Source organism: Nostoc sp. (assembly GCF_036917415.1).
In the GTDB taxonomy this organism is placed as follows: Bacteria; Cyanobacteriota; Cyanobacteriia; order Cyanobacteriales; family Nostocaceae; genus Nostoc.
Genome location: NZ_JBALDJ010000084.1, coordinates 14931 through 37586 on the forward strand (window position 1 = coordinate 14931; position 22656 = coordinate 37586).

Genomic DNA, 22656 nt, shown 5'->3' on the forward strand with positions numbered 1-22656 from the left:
GCTAATGCAGCATCTCGTAGAGAGCTTCATTACGAATTACTAAAGCTACCGGATATTAACCTCTTGCAAGTAATTTACTTCTTGAAGAGATTCAATCTTAGTAACTGACTTTTTCGGGACAAATAAATTTGTTCTTTTTGCAGAAGCTATCCTTTGATTGTCGGCCAGTACACGTTGTTTTTGAGTATATTCATTCAATTTGACTTGAGCTTGAGCATAAACTAGAGTATCTTGGGGAACATTTCTGAGAAATTTTACAGCTCGATCGAAATCACCAATAGATGCTTTTTTATAGGCTTTCTGTAAAAAGTAAGCTGCTCTGATCTGCCGCTTTCGATTGTATTCAGCTAACTTGTCTTGAACTAAAGCACCTGCATGACTTTCTTGAGGAATTTGACGCAGATATTGTAAGGCGGCAGAAAAATCTTTTTCAGCAGCTTTTTCGTAAGCTTTTGCTAATAAATCTTGCGTCTGTATTTCAATGTTGACCGATGCTTGCTGAACTATTTTATCTATTTTAGATTGCCAATAAAAAATCTTTGGAACTTTAGCAGCAGTATGAAGAACATCTGACCATCTGCTCTCTTTAAAAGCTGTTTGTGCGATTTCGTATTGTTGTGCAGCTACTTGCCATTGCTCTTGCCATTCTTCAACTGTAGCTTGCGCTTCTGGATAAACATTGCTGTGAGAAGGAATTGATTTAGCGAGTGCGATCGCTTCTTCCAAATCTCCTGCTTGATATTCTTTTGTTGCTTTATATAATGTATCTGTTTCTGAGTATGCAGGTGCAGTATTAACTAAAGAATATACACCAAATCCCATTACTAAAGAATTAGCTGCCAATCCTACTTTCATTCCCGTTAATAATGGAGATGATTTTCCAGACGCAGGATTTTTCGCTACTTCAAGGGTAAATTGAGAATCTTCCTTTAATGTTTCTGATGGCTGAGGTTCCCAGATTATTTGTTTGAGTACCCGCAGCACTTCACCCGCAGACTGAAAGCGGTCTTGGTAATTATAGCGGATCATTTGGCTGAGAACAGCAGCTAGATAATCGTTAACTGGCGTGTTTTGAGAACGCCAAAAAATTTCATTAGTAGAAGGATCGGTTTTTAATTGTAGTGGTTCTAGCCCTGTTAAAGCCTGGATAGCAATCATACCCAAAGCATAAATATCACTATTGGGCTGTGTTTGACCAATAAATTGCTCTGGCGGTATGTATCCCAATGAAGTAACGGGAATTCTATAAATGGGTAATTCCGCACCTATGCCAAAATCGATCGACTGGATTGAGCCAAAGTCAATCATAACTAACTTGTTATCAACAGTACGTCTGATCAAGTTTTCCGGTTTGATATCGCAATGGATCACACCTTGAGAGTGAACAAATTCTAGAATACCTAAGACATCTATCAAAAATTCTACAACTTCGCTTTCACTCCACAGACAGCCCCATTGTTGATTGATGGGCAATTCCGCAGTCAGCGCATGTCCTTCAATGCACTCTTGCACTAAATAAAATCGCTCGTCTTCTTCAAAGCAGGCGATAAATTCAGGAATTTGGTCATGACTTCCCAGAAGCTTCAGGGTTTGAGTTTCACTCAGAAACAGTAACCTCAGCATCTCCAAGTAGCCGGATTCGGAACTGCTAACTTTAATCTGCTTAATAACGCATCTGGGATTCTCTGGATAATCTACGTCTACAGCAATGTATGTTTGTCCAAACACCCCTGCACCGAGGCTTTGGACAACTTGGTAACGCCCTTGTAGTAATTTACCGATTATGTGGTAGGTCATGACCTGGTTACTCAGTAAGTCCTTATTATTTAGTTTTTCTGACATTCCCTGCTGTTTCCGGAATGCTTTAGAAATAAATAACCAGAGTTTTGATACCTTGAATGCAAGTCTAATTTGTTAAGTATTTTTACGCAATAAAAGATAATATTTTATTAAATTTCTTAATCTTTCTAATACTATTTCCAAGACGTATAGAAATAACCCCACCTCCTGCGGTATGTCCCCTTACTAAGAGGACGTTGGGAGGGGTCAAAATAATGTGCAGCTTCACAGAGAATTGGATAAGAGTAACTGTACAGAAACCTGTTAAGTTAACTAAAGCTAATCCACTACTTTCACTAGCTAATGCAATATCTAGCTGATATTTCATATCTGCTGATATTCGTCTTCTTTCCTGCAAATAAACTATTTCGACTAAGCAAATTGTTGGTATATAGATTGTAATTTCACCTCGATCGCATTTGTCAAATGCTTCGTTGGCAGCAACACTAAGGTTAGGGCTATCCTCTAAATACCAAATTAGTGCATGAGTATCTGTTACCAAATCAGACATTAAATATCCTCATCCGAAAAGTTTCTCCAAACTTGTTGCCGCATCTGGTTAATATCCGATTCAGAAACATTACTACCTCGCCACAATCCTCGCAACGACTTTCGTGGTTTAGATTGAGTATTTGTTAACTCGTGTTCAATTTGGGGTGCAATTCGTTCGATTAAACGTATTTTATCTATCAACGAAAGCTGTTTTATTAATTCTAATGCATCTTCAATAGTTACTGTTTGATCCATTGTTCTTTTACCTTGACTTTTGTCAATAGGCTAGCACAGTTAAAAGCCTAATAACAGTAAGCATATAGGAATAATATAGGACTAGTATTTGATTTTTGAAATATACGTAGGGTGCGTTAGCGTAGCGTAACGCATCATCCCAAGCTTATGGTGCGTTACGACGTTCCGTCTAACACACCCTACAGGTACTTATATTTTTTCAATAATCAAATATGATTCCTATATTTAATTTTTAAAATATACGTCGTAGGGGAGCCAGTTGCTGAGGTTCCCGACCTCAATGATATCGTGTCCGGTGAAAGACTTATCATTAAGACCGCAGGGGGCAGGGAGCAGGGGGAAAGAGGGTTTTCCGATTTCTGCATAGATTACGGGAATTATAACTAATTAACCGGACATGATATGACTCGCTAAGGCTACGCTATCCGTTGTAGCAACTGGCGTTGCGTTAGCCAAAAGCTAACGCAATACCTCGGCTTTTAAGTGCGTTACGCTGCGCGATAACACACCCTAGATATACTTAGATTTTTTCAAAAATCAAATCAGATTGCTATATTTATTTTTTAATTGTTTAACTATTGACTTCTTCATCGTGTTCAACTATTTCAGCTTTATCTTGTAACGGCTTCACCACTCGCGCGATCGCTTCTTGAATAAAAGCTTTAATAAATTCATCTCGGCGATTAATTTGAAACTGTTTCTGCACAACTTCCGTCATTCCACCATCACCCCAATCTTGGTCATGACGAAAATATTCAATAAAACTTTTACCGGCAATTCGCGTTAAATAAGCTGCTGTCACGCCCTGAATTGCCCTACCAACCAGAAAGGTAGCAACGTTGAGTTGCAACGCTGTAGATAATAATTGAATTGCTCCTTTGACAATGCCCAAACTAGCGATGGTTTTCGCTAAAGAAAGAGCTAATTCTCGTCCCCGTTCCATATTCAATTCACAGCCATATACTCTGCCAATTTCTACAACCATTTGAGCGTTGACAGCGGCTGTCGCTAATAAATCTACCATTGGTATAGGCGTAACTGATACCACACCAGCACCAATCCATTGAAACCGTTCTACGATTTTGTCAGCTTGACGGCGACGCTGGCCATCAATGAGTTTTCGCGCCTCGTCTCCCAATCGCAGAGATTGCAAAAGAATATTATCTGCTACTAAATCCTCACCTTCGGCGCGTAAAACGGTAGCCGTGCGCCGCAACAAGGGAACAATATCCGGTTCTGGCTGGTAGGTTTCGCCAGTTTCTAGTTGTGCAGATTGGGGATTAGCAGCGATCGCCACTACATCATTAGTAGCAATAAATCCCCGTACCCGTTGACGCAATCTCGCGAGGATGGATTCTTTATCTTCATCTGTATATAAATCAGTTTTGTTGAGAACTAGGAGCGATCGCTTCCCAATTTCTGCCAACCCCCGCAGCGGCTCATATTCTGAGCGGCGTAAATCATTATCCACTACAAACAACAGTAAATCTGCTTCTGTTGCCAGTTCTCGCGCCATTTGTTCCCGTTCCGTTCCCGCCACCCCTGCTTCTAAAATCCCTGGCGTATCTGTAATTAAAATCTTGCGTTCTAATCCCTTCAACCGCAGACAATAGGTTTCCCCAACCTGAGTTGTACCCATTGGTGCATCCACCTGACCGACCATACGCCCCATAATCGCATTAACCAGGGAAGTTTTGCCAGCACTCCCCGTACCAAATACCACTACTTGAATTTCGCCCCGTGCTAGGTTGGCTTCAATCTCTCGCGATCGACTTAATAAAGCTTGGCGGGTTACTTCATCTTGAATTTGCGCTACCTGTTGCCGCACAGCCTGTAGAGTTGTAGAAGCAGCGTCAGATTTAGCAGCCGGAATTTGTGCCGCAGTCACTCGTTTCGGGTTGCGACGCGATCGCTTTTCCCCTGACTGAATCACCAATACATAATAGACAAAAGCGGCAACCAAAGCTCCAATCAGGACAATCAGCAATAACAGCAACAAATTGCCTAGCAACGGCGAATAGGACAATTGCCAATAGAGGCGTGATAGGGAATCAATTAGCCATAGGACTAGCCCCAAAATTACAATTAGACCGACAATCAGCGTTACTATGCGTGACAGAGGCATGGGTGGGAAAGTTTAGTAAGTATTCAGTAGGCAGATGCTTCTAATCTTAATAGTTTCAATATTTTTTACCAGAGTAGTGAGAAGGAGGCAGGAGGCAGGGGGCAGGGGGCAGGGGGCAGGGGGCAGGAGGCAGGAGGCAGGAGGCAGGAGGCAGGAGGCAGGGGGCAGGGGGCAGGAGGCAGGGGGCAGGAGGAAAACAGGCTTTCTTGATAAACCAACAATGCTCACTCCATTTTTTGTATCTTTAAAAAATTGCAACAATATAAAAATGCAATTGTCTACATTATCAATATTTCCAAAAGTTTTAGTATGCAGACTATTACTAAAAAGTCAATAAATAAGTCCTGGGCTGGTGCGATCGCAGAACCAGCAAAAGAATTTCCCCTGACTCAGCTATCAATTATTTCTGGCAAGATTCCAGATGGCTTGCGTGGCACACTTTACCGCAATGGCCCCGCACGGCTAGAACGCGGTGGCCAACACGTGGGACACTGGTTTGATGGAGATGGGGCAATTCTCGGTGTCCATTTCACAGATGCAGGTGCTACCGGAGTCTATCGCTATGTGCAAACAGCAGAATATCTAGCTGAAACTCAAGTGGATAGGTTTCTTTATGGTGTCTATGGGATGCATCCGCCAGGCCCCATCTGGAAACGCTGGGGTCAACAAATCAAGAATGCAGCGAATACTTCAGTGTTGGCTTTACCTGATAAATTGTTGGCTTTATGGGAAGCAACCAATCCTTATGCCCTTGATTTACAAACTTTAGAAACGAAGGGATTGGATGATTTAGGTGCTTTGGATAACGGATTACCTTATTCTGCTCATTACAAGCGTGATTCACAAACAGGCGAGATTTTTAACTTTGGAATCAGTATCGGCAGTTCTGTACAACTGAATCTCTACAAAAGCGATCGCACTGGCAAAATTATCCAAAAAACTGCTTTTAAGCTAGATCGCTACTCGATAATGCATGATTTTGTTTTAACCCAAAGGTATCTGGTGTTTTTTATGCCACCGATGCGGATGAAAATGCTGTCACTTTTGCTAGGTGTGACTACATTTAGTGAATCCCTATTGTGGGAACCTCAATTAGGAACCCAGGTGTTAATCTTCGACCGAGAAAACTTATCTTTAGTTAGTCGTGGCGAAACCGATCCTTGGTTTAATTGGCATTTTGGCAATGGTTATGAAGATGGAGACGGTTCCGTGATTCTGGATATGGTGCGATATTCAGATTTTCACCAAACTAATGAGTATCTTAGAGAATTTGCAAGTGGTGAGACGCACACAGTTCCTAGAGGAACATTGTGGCAAGTTCGCCTCAATCCGCAAACTGGGAAAGTGACGGCAATACAGGAAGTTGTCAATCGCAAGTGTGAATTTCCTATAGTGCAGCGTTCGCAAGTTGGGCAACCTTGGCGCTATACTTATGTATCATTAATGCCCCAAAGAGGGGATACAGACAAAGAATGGTTCGGTGCGATCGCCCGCTTCGACTACAAAACTGAAACCCTCACGGAAGCAGATTTAGGAGAAAACCGCTATCCTTCAGAACCCATCCACGCTCAAGATGCCCAAAACCCTGAGCAAGGCTGGGTGTTAACCGTTGTATACGATGGTAATTCTCATAGTAGTGAAGTTTGGGTATTTGATAGCGATCGCCTGGATGCAGAACCTGTTTGCAAATTAGGATTACCTAGCGTCATTCCCCACAGCTTCCACGGCACTTGGAACCCAGCATAATATCATGTCCGCTTAAAGACTTATCATGAAGACCGCAGGGGGCAGGGAACAGGGAGCAGGGGGAAAGAAGGTTTTCCGGTTATTGCACAGATGTGGTACTCATAGCTAATTAACCGGACATGATATAACAATTCAAAATTCCAGATTGAAGAGAAATCTTTGATAATTGCTAAAGTACAGTTTTGCGTAAAGCGTAGCGTTTTTAATGCAACCGACGCATTGGCATTGTAGAGAGATGCATTCACAATGCAACCGACGCATTGGCATTGTAGAGAGATGCATTCACAATGCAACGGCAAACATTGGCATTGTAGAGAGATGCATTCACAATGCAACGGCAAACATTGGCATTGTTAAGATATTGCCAAATTTAATTCGCTACAAATTTATGAGATGCTGTACTAAGTTAGAACTTATGCATATTTTCTTACTCAGCACTGAGTATGGTAAAAACGTAGTATTCTACATATTGGTATCTAAAAACAAGTCCAAAATCATGAGGAGAAACCCCATAGCATTACTACTTAGCACAGTGATTGTCAGCTTCGGACTGTCATCAATGTTAGCTCAAGCACAACAACAGGTTTCTGATGCCCAAGTCGCGGCAATGGTAGAGGCGCTGCGACTAGCTGCACCGCAGACCGGCATCGCCAATGATGGACTTTATAGTGAATGGCAAGTTAAACCAGAAACCTTAAAAGGCTGGTCGAAACATTGTCTCAAACAAGAACTAACACCAACGCAGTTTGAAAACAGTCCGGCGACGGCACGCCAAGTTGTATCTTGCATCACGCGCCGTGAGTTAAACAAGCAATTTCTTGCCACTAATAATAATGAAACCGCTGCTGTGCGTGGCGTCGGTTGTTGGTGGATGACTGGCAGCTATACAGGCTGCAACAGCGGATTTACTGCTACATATCTTCAAAAAGTTGTGGGTTTTTACCAGCAGCAGCGTTCAAAACCAGCAACTACTAGATAGACATCACCAAATTAATCGCTATGTGGCAATAGAAATATGAGTGAAAAAGAATGTAGAGACGTAGCAGTGCTACGTTTCTACAAAAATTATGGATAACGCATATTTAATTTCTAGAAATGTCTAATGATTAAGCGATCGCAATTAAGGAAAATCAACTCCTATGCGTCTACGTTGACTTTAATAACAAAGTTTTAGTCTTAACCCAACCGTATTGAGTTATATCTAAACAAGGGATTGTTTAAACTTTGTCAATCCTGTTAAAATGCATCGATGTCAAAAAAGCAACATTTCTTAAACAAAAAACCCGGTTGGTCTTTGGATGAGCGAGATCCAAAGTTCATAGAATCTCTGATGCCACTGTTTGACTTTTTGTATCACTACTATTTCCAAGTTCAAACTAGTGGCTGGGAGAATATTCCACCCCAACAAAAAGTCTTATTTGTTGGTTCACACAATGGTGGACTCGCAGCCCCTGATATGGCAATGATGATGTACGACTGGTTCCGAAGATTTGGTGTAGAGAAACCAGTTTATGGTTTGATGCATCCCAAGGTTTGGCAAGTTAGCACGCCACTAGCGCAACTAGTCGCTAAGGCTGGAGCAATCATCGCTCATCCAAAAATGGCTTACACTGCCTTACGCTCTGGAGCGAGTGTGCTAGTTTATCCCGGTGGAGCCGAAGATATCTTCCGGCCGAATTATTTACGTAACAAAATTTACTTAGCAGGGCGACAAGGATTTATCAAGTTAGCGTTACGGGAAAATGTGCCGATTGTGCCTGTGATTTCCTGGGGCGCTCACGATACACTCATTATAATTGCTGACTGCTACAAAGTTGTGCAGCAACTCCACAAGTGGGGAATGCCTTGGCTATTAGGTATCGATCCAGAAGTTTTTCCAATCTATCTCGGACTGCCTTGGGGATTAGGAATTGGCCCATTGCCTAATATTCCATTACCAGTGCCCATATATACGCGAGTTTGTCCGCCAATTGTATTTGAACGCTACGGCCCTGAAGCAGCTAGCGATCGCTATTATGTCAATGAATGTTATGAATTAGTTGTTAGTCAGATGCAGCAAGAGTTAGATAACTTAATAAAGCTAACTGCTAAGACCAATTCTCTTTGAATGAATCTTTAATTTGTCACTCCTAACTCCTAACTGCTTTCCTAGCCGCCGCTGACTGGTGGAATCAACACAACCTCATCCCCATCTTGTAGTAGGGTATCTGGTTCGACAAAGATCAAATTAATCCCAAAACGGGTTATATCTCGCCATTGTGAGAGTTCAGGGTGTTCAGCTATGAGGCGATCGCATACTGCTTTGACTGGCATACTATTAGGAAATTCCAGCACTAGTTCCGAAACCCTAAAGGCTTCTTGATAAGCAGCGAACAATTTGACGGTAACGGTGATTAGAGATTTAGACATATAACATACTTTGGCAGTACGAGCAAGTGTTTTAATAGTTACTCCTGCAAGTGTCGCAGACAAGCCTCTCGTAGCACTTCGTGAAAGCAAGCTACGCATAGCAGCGTCTCCCTTTGTGATAAGAGAAGGCTTTACGCTACGCTATCGTCAATCTAAAATTGCAAATCTAAAATCCCAAATTGTTTGACTATTCAGCATTGAGGATTTTTGGTACTTTGAAAAATTCGCCTTCCTGTTCAGGTGCACTGTTGAGAATACTTTCCCGGTCAGGATAGGGTTGCAATTCATCCTCTCGTGTGATATTGCTGACATCAATTGCGCGTGTTGTTGGCAGCACATTACTGACATCAAGTTCATTCAATTGTTCGATATAGTCCAGAATACTTCCCAACTGGGTAGTGAATTGTTCCTCCTCTTGTGAAGTCAATTCTAAACGAGCAAGATTAGCTACTTTGTGAACTTGTTCTCGATCAATCATAAATTGTCATTAGTCATTGGTCATTGGTCATTGGTCATTGGTCATTAGTTCTTAGCAAATGACAAAGAACTAATGACTAATGACTAAAAGAATACGTCAATTTGCGATCGCCCGGTGGTTTTCAGCCAATTTTGGGCTTCGACGTAGTTATTGGGGGCCATGCGAATAGCGCGAATCCAATAGTCTGCTGCTTGGTCAAAAAGTGCTTCGCCAGCCTCGTTATCTCCAGCTTCTTTTTCTTTTTCACCTTGGTAGTGATAAATCACAGCGATGTTGTTCAAGGCTTGGGGCATACGTGGGTTTAACTCAATTCCCTGGTGATACAGTTCTAAAGCTTTGCTGTGGTCGCCATTGCTGGCATAAATTAGCCCCATATTGTAGAAAATATAGCCGCGATCGTTGGTATCTTCCTCTAGTGTTAGAGCTTCTTCATAGTATTCCAATGCCTCAGCATATTCCCCTTCCGCTTGGGCCGACATACCATCTCGATAATAAACAAACGCTTCTTTAGCTTTTTTGTTGGTTGGCAGGATCTTCAGAATGATATCCGCCATCACTGTAAAGGATTTGTCAATAAAATTATCGTTTTTTTGTGTTCTTGGCATATTTGTCTCTGGGTATTAGGCATTGGGGTATTGGGGACTGGGAACTGGGGACTGGGGACTGGGAACTGGGCAATAATCTATAGTTTTTTTCCCTGCTCCCCCTGCTCCCCCTGCTTCCTCATCTCCCCAATCCCCTAGTTCACTCAATAGCTAATTTAACTGATTTGCGGGGGCATTCTTCTCACTGAGGGGTACGATACATTCTGAACTATTATGTCGAGAGTTGTTTACCAAGGTGCTAACTGGATGTGCAATCATTGCTGGCGCTGGATAGGGACGCAATAGCTGTTGTAGGGTTTGGGCCGTTTGTACTTGGGGATCTAGCCATAAATCGTAATCTTGTGGCTCCAAAATCACTGGCATCCGCTCGTGGATGGGTTGGAGTAATTCGTTAGCTGCCGTTGTCAAAATTGTACAAGAAATTATTTCTTCGTTCGCAGGCGAACGCCATTTCTCCCACAAACCTGCAAAACCGAAGGGTTGCCCATCTTGGAGACGAAAATAAAATGGCTGCTTCTTACCTTGTTGGCGTTGCCACTCATAAAAGCCATCAGCTAGCACTAAACAGCGTCTGTGCTTAAAAGCCGAACGAAAAGCAGGTTTTTCGACAACAGTTTCTGCCCTAGCATTAATCAGCTTTGCCCCCATTCCTGCATCTTTCGCCCATGACGGAATTAATCCCCAATGCAACTGCTTAAATTCCCGCTTTTCCCTTTCGGGATTTTGTAACACTGTCGCCACCATTTGCGTAGGCGCAATGTTATATTCGGCTGCCAAATCGGGAACTGACTCAACCTGGAAAACTTTAGATAATCCTGCTGCTGACTGGTTTAAAGTAAATCTTCCACACATAGTTTTCTTTTCGACCCCTAACTAAATTAAACATCTCAATCTAGAAATAAATAATATATTTTTTTATTTTCTCGAATAATTTTCTGTAGTACGTTCAAATACCAAATACAAAAAAAATATCCGGTTTTGGGAAAATCTTTTGGTAAAATATTGTATTTTGAACCTTCACTTCTCAACATATTCCTAACTGTATTTTAACATGGCACTACTGCATCTGTACGATTTTTTACCTTCTGGTCATGGTTATAAGATACGTCTTTTATTGACACAACTAGGTATGCCTTTTGAGAGGATAGAGCTTAACATCTTGAAAGGCGAGACTCGAACACCAGAATTTTTAAGTAAAAATCCTAACGGTAAGATACCTGTTCTGGAAATCGAGCCAGGGAAATATTTGGCAGAATCAAATGCCATATTGGTTTATCTGAGTGAAGGTACAGAGTTTTTACCTTATGACCGCTTTTTACGAGCGCAGGTACTGCAATGGTTATGTTTTGAACAATATAGCCATGAGCCTTTTATTGCTACATCAAGATTTTGGATTTCTATTTTAGGTAAAACTGAAGAATATAGTGAAGCTATCAAACAAAAACGCGAACCAGGCTATGCAGCACTTAACTTGATGGATAAACATTTAACTTCTCAAGATTTTTTTGTGGCAGAACGTTATACGATTGCTGATATTGCCTTATTCGCTTATACTCATGTAGCTGATGAAGGTGGGTTTGATTTAATACAATATCCTGCTATCCAAGCTTGGATAAAAAGAGTCAAAACTCAACCAAGGTATATCAGTATTACAGAGGCATAAAAATTAGATTTTGCAAGTTTCTATCTCTCGTTTCTTGTCTCTAGTAGAGAATGTACTGGGTGGAATGTAGCTCACATTCAGAAGGCAGCAAAGTCTTCAAAAAAGGTATTATGAAGCAGCAGTTAGGTATTCGTATTAATTTCCATCAGCTTTTGCCGAGAGGAGAAACCTGACTTAATTCTGACATGAGACTTGGGTAGATCAAATTTATCTGCTAGTAGTTTAATTAACTCTTCATTAGCCTTACCATCAATTGGGGGCGATTTTAAATAAACAGTTAGACTGCCATCAGGTTGTTCTTCAATTTTTTGCTGTTTTGAATTAGGTTTAACCTTGACTTTTTTTTGCATAACCTATTCCGTGTAATTGTCGCAGCCACAACCAGCCTAAAATAGAACCCAATACATAATGAGGAAAATCCCACCAAACAAAGGTCGTACCAAGTAACAATTTACCTATCAAGGTGGCGCGAATTTGCTCTAATAGTGGTGGATGCCAAAGTTGCAGGAATTCTAGTATACATGTGATGACAAAAACCCATATAGGAATTTGGATTACCGCTGCTCGACTTCTGAAAAACCAAAATGCGAACAGACACCAAAATATTTCGTAAAATACAGCTGCTCCGTAATCATTAAACCATTGATGGGCAGGCCCATTATAATACTTAAACAAAAATCCTATCGGTACAACGATGAGCGCAGAAATAATAATAAATATTGTTTGGTTACGGTATCGAAGCATTTTCTATAGACTAGAGACTATGCAAAATTTTAGCAGCGGAACGACTATAAGTCTCCTCTGGGTACTAGGGAAGAAAATATACAGCAGTTTGCAACAAGCGTGAGGTACAAAACCGAGGACTCAAAAATTAAATTATTCTTCTGCCTCCAGCATAGCTGCCTCCTGCCTCCTGCCTCAAAACTAGTGACTTTGTACTTCATCCAAACGAAAACTGCTGTAAGTAAGATTTGGTTGAGGTTTGAATCTCCATTCAAATTTTCAAGAGTCCCCAATTTACGCGCTCTGGTTTGGCTTCAGTCCCCTTTCAATCCTACATAGGCTATTGCTCCAAATACAGATTTGGGATGTATCGATCTGTAGGAAGCAATATATGACTAAATATTCATATTTATCATCCCACAGCTTGGTGCATGAGTTTTTATCAAAAATTAGTACTTTTCTATTAGTTTTGTTAGTACACAATCTGAAACATGTGTTTGAGATCGGCTTTTCTTCATTGACATTTGTTTAGATGGTTTTTGGGGGTATGCGTAGACTAGCAAAAACCGCAGAGATCGCTAATTTCCAAAAAAGCATATAAAATTTATGTAAAGCTAAAGTGTTATTAAGCATAAAAATATTCTAGATATATATCAATTTAACTTATCTATTTAAAAAATATTTCTTTAATACATAAATAGTTTTTTGTAATTAAACATAATAGTTCTTTAACAAAAAGAAATAATCTCGAAACCTAACTTAATCACAAACCCCATCAAGCTAAAAAAAACTGGCAACATTAACCAAATAAATCAATAGATTTTAAAAAGTGTTTAATTTAAGGTTTACAAACATATATCAATGTATTATGAATCGGATTTATTGAGTATTTTGAAGATTTAGTAAAGAAGTTTATGTAACCTTGTGCTTCATGATAATTAAATAACTACAGCATGGGTTCAACAAGTTGGAAAAAAACCAAAATATTTGACCTAATTACTCAATCATTTGCGTAATAAATTAATGGATTGTCAAGAAATAAATTATCTGATTTTTTAGAGTAGGCGTTTCGCTTGCAACCAAGGGCTGGCTTTTCGGATCAGCCCACAGTAAGTAATTGGATATTTTTTCTTGAGAAGTTCCTAACTAAATAGTTAATGTTTTTAACATGAGATTACGCAAATGACAAGTAATCTACATTGAACTGATAAACAGTTTTTTGATTGATGCTGAACTTACATATTTAGTGAGAAATTTAGGAGAGATAATATGGCTTTCGGTACTACAAATCCTGACACGATAAATGGGAGTTCGGGAAATGATACCATAGTTGGCTGGGCTAGTGGTGGTAATGCCAATAGTACCTCCGGTAACGATATCTTGAATGGTTTGGCTGGTAACGATTCCCTTGCAGGTGGGACGGCGAACGACATTCTCAACGGTGGAGATGGCAATGATACACTTGATGGGGGCACAGGAAACGACACTTCAAAAGGTGGTACAGGCAGTGACACCTTCAAAGGCAGTCAGGGTAACGACAACATTGATGGTGGAGATGGCATTGATACCGCAGATTACAGTCAATTAGGTCAAGCTATTACCTTGTCAGGTGTTGGAACCATTCAAAAAGCTGGGGGATTGGGAAAAGACCAACTCTTTAAAGTAGAAAAGGTTATTGCTAATGCTAAGGTCGCCAACAACACCATTGATGCATCCCAATCTTTGGCTGGGGTATCTATCGCCGTTAACCTGCAAACCCAAAGTTTGGCTGCTAGTAAGGTTCCTGGTTTGGGAACATTGTCATTTACCGCAGTCAACTTTGATAATGTCATCGGCACAAATGGAAATGACAGCATTGCTGGCGATAACCAAAATAACCGATTATCCGGTAATAATGGCAATGACACGCTTGATGGCGGTTTAGGTATTGACACTTTGAATGGGGGGGTAGGTGATGATACTTACATCGTTGACACTACTCTTGATACCATTACAGAGGCTGCGAATTCAGGCATAGATAACGTCCGGTCTTCTGTTAGCTACACACTAGGAGCCAATCTGGAGAACCTGAGGCTGAGAGAAGGTGGCAACATTACTGGGACAGGTAACAGTCTTAACAACTTTCTTTTTGGTAATACTTCTAATAACACTCTAAATGGAAGAGTAGGTGATGATACGCTAGACGGTAATAATGGCGATGATATCCTCAATGGTGAGGACGGTAATGATAGCCTACAAGGCGGGCCGGGTAATGAAATACTCAATGGGGGATCTGGAAACGATATCCTCATCGGTACTTTTCCTGGTAGTCCGCTTCCACCCGGATTAGGAGAAACTGATACCTTAACTGGCGGGACTGGGGCAGATAGATTTATTCTGGGGGACGCTGTAAATATTTTTTACGACGATAACAACAGCGCAAATCCTGGCTTTGGGGACTACGCTACTATTACTGACTTCGACTCTAGCCAAGATCGAATTGAACTCAAAGGATCTTTACAGGACTATCGCCTGCAAGTTGTTGGCAGCAACACACGAATATTCTCAGACAAACCGGGAGCAGAACCAGATGAGTTCATCGGTATTGCGCTGGGGAAAAACAATTTCAGACTTGATAGTGATGACTTCCTTTTCTTTGAGGGGGAAAATCCTGGAGAAGGTACAAACAACACACTGGCTACTGCTGAAGGGTTAGGTTCCTTATCATCAGGCTCAAACATTAATCTTTCAGCCCAGATTGCCACAGTTCAACTGGGGGACGATCCCGATTTCGACTTTTTTAAATTTTCTTTAGCAAATCCAGGAACTGTCACTATTAAGACAGTGACATCAGGAGATACAGTTCTGGGACTGTTTGACGATACTGGGATTGGGAATTTACTGCAAACGAACGACGATAGTAGCGGTAGCAATTCGTCATTAATTACCAGTTCCCTGGGTGCAGGTACGTACTACATTTCAGTGAGTAAATATGCTTTCTTGCCTGAAGATGGCGGAACTTTCTCTGGTAGCAGTTCTAATCCTGATTTTTCTTATACACTAGGAGTCAGTTTTGCATAAAAACATTGTCAAGTTAAGAAAGTACTAATATCAGAAAGCAGATTCAAGGATACTTTTCCTCGTGACTAGGGGAACACGGTAGCGTGTTCTCCTTTATCTGACATGAGACTATTTACAAACCAGTACTTATCTCCAGAAGCAACACATCTTAATTGTTTCTAATTGATTAGCGTTCTAAAATTATCTTGATAATTGCAATTTTGGGTAAATGATAATCAAAACTAATCACCTAGACAAATTGAATCGTCAATAGTTGCAATAAAACCGATGAAATCCCTCAAAAGTCCCTCATCCAGCTTTTCTAATTCCCAAGCATCAGAACAAACTTCTCAATTGGCCTATAGACCGTTTGGCGGCCAAACTCAAAAAGCATCTTTTACGCCCGTGACACAAACGGATGTAGAGAATGAAGCTTTTGCAGAAGAAAAGATGGAAGTAACTGGATTGGAATTACAAGCCAAACATGGGACGATTACGCCAGAGGGACAAGAACGGCTGACTGTATTGCAAGCCAAGATGGATCGATCGTTGAATTATCGACTGGAAAAAGCAACACGATTTGGTCATAACTTTGCCAATATTCCAGTCAGAAGACCAGATACACCAACACCAATTCAGGCAAAACTGACGATTGGGGAGCCTGGAGATCGGTACGAGCAAGAAGCTGACCAAACAGCACGTCAGGTGATGCAAAGAATTCATCAGCCACAGAGCGAGCAACTTCAGCGAGAAGAATTACCTGATGAAGAAGATGAATTGCAAATGAAACCAGAGGGCAGTATTCAGCGCAAAGAACTGCTAGAAGAAGTACAAATGAAATCTTTGGGAGAAACTCCCTCGCTGCAACGGGAGAAACTACCAGAGGAAGAATTGCAAATGAAGTCGCTTGGTACTTCATCCCAGATAGTGAATGAGGTAAAATCCCCAAACAAACCACTTGGACATGACATTAGTCGAATATCACTGCGGCGTCCACAAACAAAACTGACAGTTAACCAGCCTGGAGACATTTATGAGCAGGAAGCTGATAGTGTCGCCCAGTTGGTGATGCAGAGGGTGAGCGAACCTGTGCAGTCTATCCAACGGGAGGGATTGCCAGAGGAAGAAGACCAATTACAAATGAAATCCCTGGCGGGTTCTATTACTCCTTTGGTGCAGCGTCAGGGTGGAGGAAGAACAGCAGCAACATCTGAGCTAGAAACTTCTATCCAACAAGCACGTGGAAATGGGCAGCCGCTTGCAGATGATATCAAGCAACCAATGGAGCAAGCATTTGGGGCTGATTTCGCTAGTGTCCGCGTTCATACTGATGCTCAATCTAATAGCTTAAATGAATCTATACAAGCTCGTGCTTTCACCACAGGGCAGGATGTGTTCTTCCGTCACGGCGAATATTCTCCTGGAAGTAATGCAGGCAAGGAATTACTGGCCCATGAGTTGACGCACGTTGTCCAGCAAAATGGCAGTGCAGTACAGCCAAAATCTCTTCATGTAGCACCAAAAGAAAATAAACTCCAAACAAAAGTGCCGACAACCTCTGCGACGCATGGGCTAGCTATCCAACTGCGGGAGAATTTCCAAAAACCAAGTGATGAAGATAACCACAAAAATTTAGAAGCTGTAGAATCCAAAACTGATAAAGAAAACGGCGAACAACAAAATCAGGCTACAACAGAAAAACATCAAGCTACCCCCACACCCCCAGATGATGGTGGAAACGCGGCAACAGATCCACCCCCAACAAAAAAGGTTGGTGCAGCAATAACTCAGAAACAGGTTGAGGTTGGGGGAAATCAAGCAAAAGAGCCTGAGTCAAAAGATACCAAAGCTAATACAGAAAAGGTCGATTCTCAACAGCAAGCTCAAAGCAAAGGAGGATTACCAGGAGCAGACGTAGGTAAGGGAGCCGCAGATTTACCTGGAGGAAACGCAGGGAAAGCGATCGCCGGATTACCAGGAGCAAATGTAGCCAACACAACAGTAAAATTACCTGATGCAGCAGTTGATGCTAAAAAGGCTCCCACTTGCCCTGAAGATGACCCAGCATTTCAAGCGGTAGTCGGCACAACAAAAGAGGTTGCCGGACAAAAGAAAAAACACCCACCTGCCAATAGCAAAGCCCAAGAAGCCCAAGCGGCAGCTCAACCCCCAGGTAATGAAGTAGACAGCAAAGCGCAAGCCAATCAAGTTGGGGAGATGCAACAAGCCCCAACACCAGGATTTGATGCTGCTGCCTTCAAAGCCAAATTGATGCAGCGCATTGCTGATATGGCTCCCAAGAACTTGGAAGAGGCAGACAACTTTAAAAATAACAACAAACTGGACTCTGTTAAAGGCGATTTGAGTGGCCAGGTTAAAGAAGAACAGAAAAGTTCTCAGGGTCAGCTAGAAGAGAAAACTAAAGAAAAACCCGATGCCAGTGGTATTGAGGCTAAACAAGTAACACCACTGCCAAAGAATGAGCCAGGGACACCGCCAACAGGCGTTGATGCAGACAAAGCTGCACCCAAATCTAAGGGACAAGGTGAAGTCGAGGCACCACTGCAAGATGACAGTAAAAAACTTGACCAGCAGATGAAAGAGGCGGATATTACCGAGGAGCAATTGGCAAACTCCAATGAACCGGAGTTTCAAGGGGCACTTGCAGCCAAGAAAGACGCTCAAACTAATGCACAAGAAGCGCCACCACAATATCGCCAGCAAGAGCAAGGTATACTAGCAACCGCTCAAGCTACGGCAGAAGCTACAGCGCAGCAGCATTTACAAACAATGCACGGTATCCGTACCCAAAACCTGGGTCAGGTAACAGAACAGCAGGTGGGAGCCAAGGGCAAGGATGAGCAAGCACGGGCAAAAGTTGCTGGTGATATTAATAAGATTTATGACAAGACCAAAGGCAAAGTTGAAAAAACCCTCAGCGAACTAGACGGGCAAGTTATACAAGCCTTTGATGCTGGTGCTGCTGAGGCCAAGAAAGCCTTCGAGGATTACGTTGGCAAGCGGATGGACAAATATAAGAGCGATCGCTACAGTGGCATTTTAGGCCCAGCAAAATGGGTGTGGGACAAATTGTTTGGTATGCCTTCAGAGGTGAACGCTTTCTATCAAGAGGGTCGGCAGCTTTACATCAATCAGATGGATGGTGTAATTAACAAAGTTGTCGCCATTATCAGTAAAGGACTGACCCAAGCTAAAGCAGAAATTGCCAGTGGTAAGCAGGAGATTCAGAATTATGTTAACCAACTGCCGCAAGACTTAAAAGGAGTTGGTCAACAAGCCGCCGCAGATATTGACAGCAAATTTGAAGAATTGCAACAAAGTGTTGACGATAAGCAAGATGAGCTAATTGACACGCTAGCCCAGAAGTACAAAGAAAACCTGGAAGCTGTTGATGCCCGCATTGAAGAGATGAAGGCAGCAAATAAAGGTTTTATTCAAAAAGCTTTCGACTTCATCGTGGGAGTCATCAAGACAATCATTGAACTGACCAAAATGCTCTTGGAAGTGCTAGCACGAGTTGCTGGCGTAGTTGGGCAAATCCTCAAAAACCCGATTGGTTTCTTGACTAATTTGATCCAGGCGGTGAAGCAAGGCTTCCTCAACTTCATGAATAATATCGGGAAGCACCTCCAGCAAGGATTAATCGGCTGGCTGACAGGCACAATGGCAGAAACTGGTATTCAAATGCCAGAAAACTTCGACCTCAAAGGGATCTTTAGCCTAGCTATGCAGCTTTTGGGCTTCACTTATGAAGCAATTCGCGCCCAAGCTGTGAAACGATTGGGTGAAGAAAAGGTCAGTCGGTTGGAACAAACTGTTGATGTATTTCAAGTCTTAGCCAGTCAGGGTGTGGCTGGGATGTGGCAGTTTGTCCAAGACCAGATTGGCGACCTCAACGCTTTGGTGATTGAACCCATCAAGAATTTTATCATTGAAAAAGTGATTACAGCCGGGATTGAATGGGTTCTGAGCCTGTTGACCCCAGCTTCAGCCTTCGTGAAAGCCGCCAAGGCGATTTATGAGATTATCAAATTCTTTATTGAACGCGCCCAGCAGATTGCCGATTTAATTAATGCTGTTTTAGACGCGATTGGTGCGATCGCTAGTGGTGCGATCGATCAAGCAATCAAGGGTGTTGAAAATGCCCTTGCTAAATCTTTACCAGTTGTCATCAGTTTCCTAGCAAGTCTTTTGGGCTTAGATGGAATTGCTGGCAAGATTCAAGGAATATTCAAGAAGCTGCGTAAACCGATGGAAAAAGCAGTTGATTGGGTCATTGATAAAGGTGCAAAGGCGTTTAAGAAAGTTGGTAACAAGGTTAAGAATAGCAAGTTTGGTAAGAAGGCTGGAGAACTGAAAGATTCGGCGAAGGATAAATATCAAGCCGGTAAGCAGTGGGCTGAGGATAAAAAGGAAGTTGGTCAGCAGTGGGTTAATGATAAGAAGGAAGCGGCTCATAATTGGGTTGACGGTAAGAAAAAATCTGTCAAGGATAAGTTTGACAAGTTTGGCAATAAAGTCAAGGATAAGCTTGGATTTGGCAAGGATAACGAGAAAAGTAGGGATAAGAAACATAAAAAGGGTAAAGACGGCAAATCTGACAACCGCATGATGGAGCAGAAGGAAGCTGACGTTAAACGGGGTGTAGCAGAAGCCGATAAGTTATTACAAAATGAAAAGATATCCTTTGAGCAGGTTAAAGAACACCTACCCACCATTAAGACTAAGTATAAAATGACCGCGCTTGAACTCGTCATAGATAACGAGACAGCTAAAGAGGAAACTGTTCACATTCATGGTAAAATCAACCCCCAGGACAATGGAGAGCGAACAACTCGATCAAAATCAACCCCGTACGATAGACCATTCCCAAAGCAACCAGAGAAACGTTTAGATATATTCAAAAAGGAATTTAACTTTCAACCAAAAGATCAAAACCAGTTTAAATACCATAGCAACGGCAAGGACATCTTTCCAAAAACGTCTGACATATTTATCAAGCAGGTCTATATAGATCACATAACTGAACATCTGAAAAAAAATTATAAGAAAGAGTACCAGAAGTGGATTTCCGAAGCCTCCAGAAACCTTGGAAATGACATCAAAAAAGGAAAGCAGAAGAATATAGTCAAGCCTGTTGGCGGAGGAAGTTCAGGCAATTATGTCATGGTCGCTCCTCTGAATGGTGTTGAGTTTTTAGAAGATACTTCAGTCCCAGGACCAGATCCAGCCCTAACTAAGGCAGTCACAGATGCAATGGGGATAAAGTCCTTTATGAAGCAGATTGCCAATGGCGACACAGTAAACGGCATCGACTTAGCTAAACTCAATAAAATGTGTAACGAGAACGCCAAGAATGTAACATATTTGGGTGGCGAGGTTCGTCAGAACGAGAAACACGAATGGATTCCCTGTAACTATAGCTTGAATGTGATTAATCGCGCTGCGGAGCAGAATCAGTCAGCTTGGATCGATTTACAAGATGATCTGAGAAGTCATACAAAAGATATTATCTTTGAACCGAACAAGGCACAAACGGATAATACGATTCATCCAACGAAGTTGGTTATGCAAGGTCACTCTGGTGCGTTGTATGGGGAAAGACTAACTGGGGGATTGATCCCTTTAATTAAGGGTCAACCCGATTTTCACAATGACTTACGACAAACATTTGACAAGAATAAAAATATTCCAGGATGTATCAATAAGCTTGAAGGTGTCTTTAAATCATGGGTTTGGGATGGCATGACAGTTCCAGATGCAAACCAATATCACAACAAATATTACCGCTCCCCTAAAATAGGAACAAAATATAAATTGTCAGAACTGGCAAATGAGCAGAAACAAGGCTACAAAACGATAGAGGCTAAGTATAAAGAACTGAAGCAAAAATACAAAGTTAAAAAATGAAAAGAACCTTGACAAGCAATGATTTAGGACTGAAAGTAGCCTTGGAAAATGCTTTGAGTCATCCGGCTCCTTTCGATTTAGAAGAGTGTCAAAAGTTAAATGTACCACTCAGGATTTGTTGTGCAAGCGACTTATCATTGCTTCAGCACTGCCCTAACCTACACCACCTGGAAATTCATGCGTGTGATGTCGAGAATCTAGATATTTTAACAGACCTAGAGAAACTGAGAACCCTCAAAGTTACCTGCTCAACGGTAGAGAATATTCAATCTCTAGTAAATCTTCGAGGGATTGAGAATCTTGATCTGAGTTTCACCTTTATTCAGGATCTAAGTCCGCTGATGGGATTACCGAATCTCCGGCGAGGCACTTTATTAGGTAATCCCTGGAACGCCAAAAGCTATAACGAATTGAGACCTAAACTTTTAACAACACCCGTTAAGAAGTGGCAAAAACCGCCTGTTATAGAATTCTCACGTCAAGATGACTGGGAGCTAACCCGTCAGTTATGGGATAAGGAATTGCGAGCCTGTTTTGGTCGGATTGATGATAGTCGCTCATTACTTGTAATACCAGGCATCGGTAACAGGCAAAACTCGGAGTGCGATTATCTGGAAATTTATGCCATAATTCTGCGCGAGGCACTAGAGGATTCTGATTTTACTCTCGAATCGTTGTTTGAGGATCGTAACAGCGAGACAGAACTAGCTGTATCGAATCCATCATCGCCTTTCCAGAGTCACCGTAAGCTAGGAGACAGTGATGATGCAGTGGCATGGGTAAATGGCTCAAAACTATCACAAACCTCGAAGAAGGCATTGTTACGTTTTATTAAGCACTTCCCAACATTGGTCTTTTTTAAAGAGGATGCTGTATTTCTCGACCGTGTAGAAAGTCTCAAAAAAATTAAACTGCCAAAATGGCTTCGGGAAATTCGTCAAACTGTGGCTTATGTAATGCCAAATCAATACGTGCGAGTGCAGTTTGATAGCTTTGATCAATGGTCACTTAACTCAGACAACCTCAGTGAAATCTGGTATGACATTGGTTTAAGAGGTGTGAATAATACTGAGCAACAGGGTGTCACGGACTACAATAAACTTTTTCCCATCGGCGAATGGCTGGAAACGGGGTACTCAACATTGGCGATCAATCTTGGAGATCCCAAAGACCAGCGCGTCTATGAATACGATCAGGAGAACATAAATGACGATACTCAATTGGAACCCCATGCAATTGGGGTAGTTTTTAATTCTTATGCTGAGATGTTTAGCCATATCAGTGCCATACAGCTAGAGAATGAAGAGATTATTAGAGCAAGAAAGTAAGGTGAATTGTGAGTCAAAGCGTA

18 protein-coding genes are annotated in these 22656 nt (G+C 41.8%); 8 read left to right on the top strand and 10 right to left on the bottom strand.

Annotated features, from left to right (window positions below; all coding sequences use genetic code 11):
• Positions 1–45 precede the first annotated feature (45 nt).
• The 4 genes from V7K41_RS17845 to V7K41_RS17860 all read right to left on the bottom strand — a co-directional run bounded on the left by V7K41_RS17845 (position 46) and on the right by V7K41_RS17860 (position 4711).
• Positions 46–1797, bottom strand: a complete 1752-nt coding sequence (locus tag V7K41_RS17845) for a protein kinase domain-containing protein (protein ID WP_334850358.1) — start codon at positions 1795–1797, stop codon at positions 46–48.
• Positions 1798–1924: 127 nt separating this feature from the next.
• Complete coding sequence (locus V7K41_RS17850) at positions 1925–2350, bottom strand: type II toxin-antitoxin system VapC family toxin (protein WP_334850231.1); 426 nt, start codon at positions 2348–2350, stop codon at positions 1925–1927.
• Positions 2350–2586 carry a hypothetical protein gene (locus V7K41_RS17855; RefSeq protein ID WP_334850233.1) on the bottom strand — a complete coding sequence of 79 codons (237 nt, stop codon included), beginning with the start codon at positions 2584–2586 and terminating at the stop codon, positions 2350–2352. Before V7K41_RS17855 ends, V7K41_RS17850 begins: the two co-directional genes overlap by 1 nt.
• A gap of 571 nt (positions 2587–3157) precedes the next feature.
• Positions 3158–4711, bottom strand: coding sequence for a YcjF family protein (locus V7K41_RS17860; RefSeq protein ID WP_334850235.1), 1554 nt, complete (start codon positions 4709–4711; stop codon positions 3158–3160).
• Positions 4712–4745: 34 nt separating this feature from the next.
• Here V7K41_RS17860 and V7K41_RS17865 point away from each other — a divergent pair, with 34 nt between their 5' ends.
• The 4 genes from V7K41_RS17865 (at position 4746) to V7K41_RS17880 (ending at position 8564) form a co-directional block, all read left to right on the top strand.
• Positions 4746–5048, top strand: a complete 303-nt coding sequence (locus tag V7K41_RS17865) for a hypothetical protein (protein ID WP_334850237.1) — start codon at positions 4746–4748, stop codon at positions 5046–5048.
• On the top strand, positions 5021–6457 hold the full coding sequence (locus V7K41_RS17870; RefSeq protein ID WP_334850239.1) for a carotenoid oxygenase family protein: 1437 nt from the start codon (positions 5021–5023) through the stop codon (positions 6455–6457). The genes V7K41_RS17865 and V7K41_RS17870 overlap by 28 nt, the downstream gene beginning before the upstream one ends.
• A 496-nt stretch (positions 6458–6953) precedes the next feature.
• The gene (locus V7K41_RS17875) at positions 6954–7436 is read left to right on the top strand and encodes a hypothetical protein (protein ID WP_334850241.1); all 483 of its coding nucleotides are present in this window, start codon (positions 6954–6956) and stop codon (positions 7434–7436) included.
• A 270-nt stretch (positions 7437–7706) separates the two neighbouring features.
• Complete coding sequence (locus V7K41_RS17880) at positions 7707–8564, top strand: lysophospholipid acyltransferase family protein (RefSeq protein WP_334850243.1); 858 nt, start codon at positions 7707–7709, stop codon at positions 8562–8564.
• Positions 8565–8605: 41 nt separating this feature from the next.
• Here the strand turns inward: V7K41_RS17880 and V7K41_RS17885 are convergent, their stop codons facing one another.
• From V7K41_RS17885 to V7K41_RS17900, 4 genes are all read right to left on the bottom strand, one after another.
• Positions 8606–8866, bottom strand: a complete 261-nt coding sequence (locus tag V7K41_RS17885) for a MoaD/ThiS family protein (RefSeq protein ID WP_292856935.1) — start codon at positions 8864–8866, stop codon at positions 8606–8608.
• Between the two features lie 187 nt (positions 8867–9053).
• Complete coding sequence (gene gatC / locus V7K41_RS17890; RefSeq protein ID WP_334850244.1) at positions 9054–9344, bottom strand: Asp-tRNA(Asn)/Glu-tRNA(Gln) amidotransferase subunit GatC; 291 nt, start codon at positions 9342–9344, stop codon at positions 9054–9056.
• A gap of 83 nt (positions 9345–9427) precedes the next feature.
• Positions 9428–9949 carry a photosystem I assembly protein Ycf3 gene (locus V7K41_RS17895; protein WP_334850246.1) on the bottom strand — a complete coding sequence of 174 codons (522 nt, stop codon included), beginning with the start codon at positions 9947–9949 and terminating at the stop codon, positions 9428–9430.
• Positions 9950–10099: 150 nt separating this feature from the next.
• Entirely contained in the window at positions 10100–10801 is a 702-nt protein-coding gene (locus V7K41_RS17900; protein WP_334850248.1) for an SOS response-associated peptidase, read from the bottom strand.
• Between the two features lie 199 nt (positions 10802–11000).
• On the opposite strand from V7K41_RS17900, the gene V7K41_RS17905 reads away from it, so the two are divergent.
• On the top strand, positions 11001–11612 hold the full coding sequence (locus tag V7K41_RS17905) for a glutathione S-transferase family protein (protein ID WP_334850249.1): 612 nt from the start codon (positions 11001–11003) through the stop codon (positions 11610–11612).
• A gap of 122 nt (positions 11613–11734) precedes the next feature.
• Here the strand turns inward: V7K41_RS17905 and V7K41_RS17910 are convergent, their stop codons facing one another.
• Positions 11735–11962: a DUF167 domain-containing protein gene (locus tag V7K41_RS17910; protein WP_334850252.1), complete on the bottom strand. Its 228-nt coding sequence runs from the start codon at positions 11960–11962 to the stop codon at positions 11735–11737.
• Entirely contained in the window at positions 11940–12356 is a 417-nt protein-coding gene (locus tag V7K41_RS17915; RefSeq protein WP_334850254.1) for a ribosomal maturation YjgA family protein, read from the bottom strand. The genes V7K41_RS17910 and V7K41_RS17915 overlap by 23 nt, the downstream gene beginning before the upstream one ends.
• Before the next feature lie 1248 nt (positions 12357–13604).
• Here V7K41_RS17915 and V7K41_RS17920 point away from each other — a divergent pair.
• The 3 genes from V7K41_RS17920 (at position 13605) to V7K41_RS17930 (ending at position 22633) form a co-directional block, all read left to right on the top strand.
• A complete protein-coding gene (locus tag V7K41_RS17920; RefSeq protein ID WP_334850256.1) occupies positions 13605–15395 on the top strand; it encodes a calcium-binding protein in 1791 nt (596 codons plus the stop codon).
• A 267-nt stretch (positions 15396–15662) separates the two neighbouring features.
• Positions 15663–21305, top strand: coding sequence for an eCIS core domain-containing protein (locus V7K41_RS17925; protein WP_334850258.1), 5643 nt, complete (start codon positions 15663–15665; stop codon positions 21303–21305).
• A complete protein-coding gene (locus V7K41_RS17930; protein WP_334850259.1) occupies positions 21302–22633 on the top strand; it encodes a hypothetical protein in 1332 nt (443 codons plus the stop codon). Before V7K41_RS17925 ends, V7K41_RS17930 begins: the two co-directional genes overlap by 4 nt.
• Positions 22634–22656: the final 23 nt, after the last annotated feature.

What these genes read in the sequence shown, in the direction of transcription:
- V7K41_RS17845 (WP_334850358.1), bottom strand. Translation starts at nt 1,797, where the DNA reads ATGACCTACCACATAATCGGTAAATTACTACAAGGGCGTTACCAAGTT.
- V7K41_RS17850 (WP_334850231.1), bottom strand. Translation starts at nt 2,350, where the DNA reads ATGTCTGATTTGGTAACAGATACTCATGCACTAATTTGGTATTTAGAG.
- V7K41_RS17855 (WP_334850233.1), bottom strand. Translation starts at nt 2,586, where the DNA reads ATGGATCAAACAGTAACTATTGAAGATGCATTAGAATTAATAAAACAG.
- V7K41_RS17860 (WP_334850235.1), bottom strand. Translation starts at nt 4,711, where the DNA reads ATGCCTCTGTCACGCATAGTAACGCTGATTGTCGGTCTAATTGTAATT.
- V7K41_RS17865 (WP_334850237.1), top strand. Translation starts at nt 4,746, where the DNA reads ATGCTTCTAATCTTAATAGTTTCAATATTTTTTACCAGAGTAGTGAGA.
- V7K41_RS17870 (WP_334850239.1), top strand. Translation starts at nt 5,021, where the DNA reads ATGCAGACTATTACTAAAAAGTCAATAAATAAGTCCTGGGCTGGTGCG.
- V7K41_RS17875 (WP_334850241.1), top strand. Translation starts at nt 6,954, where the DNA reads ATGAGGAGAAACCCCATAGCATTACTACTTAGCACAGTGATTGTCAGC.
- V7K41_RS17880 (WP_334850243.1), top strand. Translation starts at nt 7,707, where the DNA reads ATGTCAAAAAAGCAACATTTCTTAAACAAAAAACCCGGTTGGTCTTTG.
- V7K41_RS17885 (WP_292856935.1), bottom strand. Translation starts at nt 8,866, where the DNA reads ATGTCTAAATCTCTAATCACCGTTACCGTCAAATTGTTCGCTGCTTAT.
- gatC (WP_334850244.1), bottom strand. Translation starts at nt 9,344, where the DNA reads ATGATTGATCGAGAACAAGTTCACAAAGTAGCTAATCTTGCTCGTTTA.
- V7K41_RS17895 (WP_334850246.1), bottom strand. Translation starts at nt 9,949, where the DNA reads ATGCCAAGAACACAAAAAAACGATAATTTTATTGACAAATCCTTTACA.
- V7K41_RS17900 (WP_334850248.1), bottom strand. Translation starts at nt 10,801, where the DNA reads ATGTGTGGAAGATTTACTTTAAACCAGTCAGCAGCAGGATTATCTAAA.
- V7K41_RS17905 (WP_334850249.1), top strand. Translation starts at nt 11,001, where the DNA reads ATGGCACTACTGCATCTGTACGATTTTTTACCTTCTGGTCATGGTTAT.
- V7K41_RS17910 (WP_334850252.1), bottom strand. Translation starts at nt 11,962, where the DNA reads ATGCAAAAAAAAGTCAAGGTTAAACCTAATTCAAAACAGCAAAAAATT.
- V7K41_RS17915 (WP_334850254.1), bottom strand. Translation starts at nt 12,356, where the DNA reads ATGCTTCGATACCGTAACCAAACAATATTTATTATTATTTCTGCGCTC.
- V7K41_RS17920 (WP_334850256.1), top strand. Translation starts at nt 13,605, where the DNA reads ATGGCTTTCGGTACTACAAATCCTGACACGATAAATGGGAGTTCGGGA.
- V7K41_RS17925 (WP_334850258.1), top strand. Translation starts at nt 15,663, where the DNA reads ATGAAATCCCTCAAAAGTCCCTCATCCAGCTTTTCTAATTCCCAAGCA.
- V7K41_RS17930 (WP_334850259.1), top strand. Translation starts at nt 21,302, where the DNA reads ATGAAAAGAACCTTGACAAGCAATGATTTAGGACTGAAAGTAGCCTTG.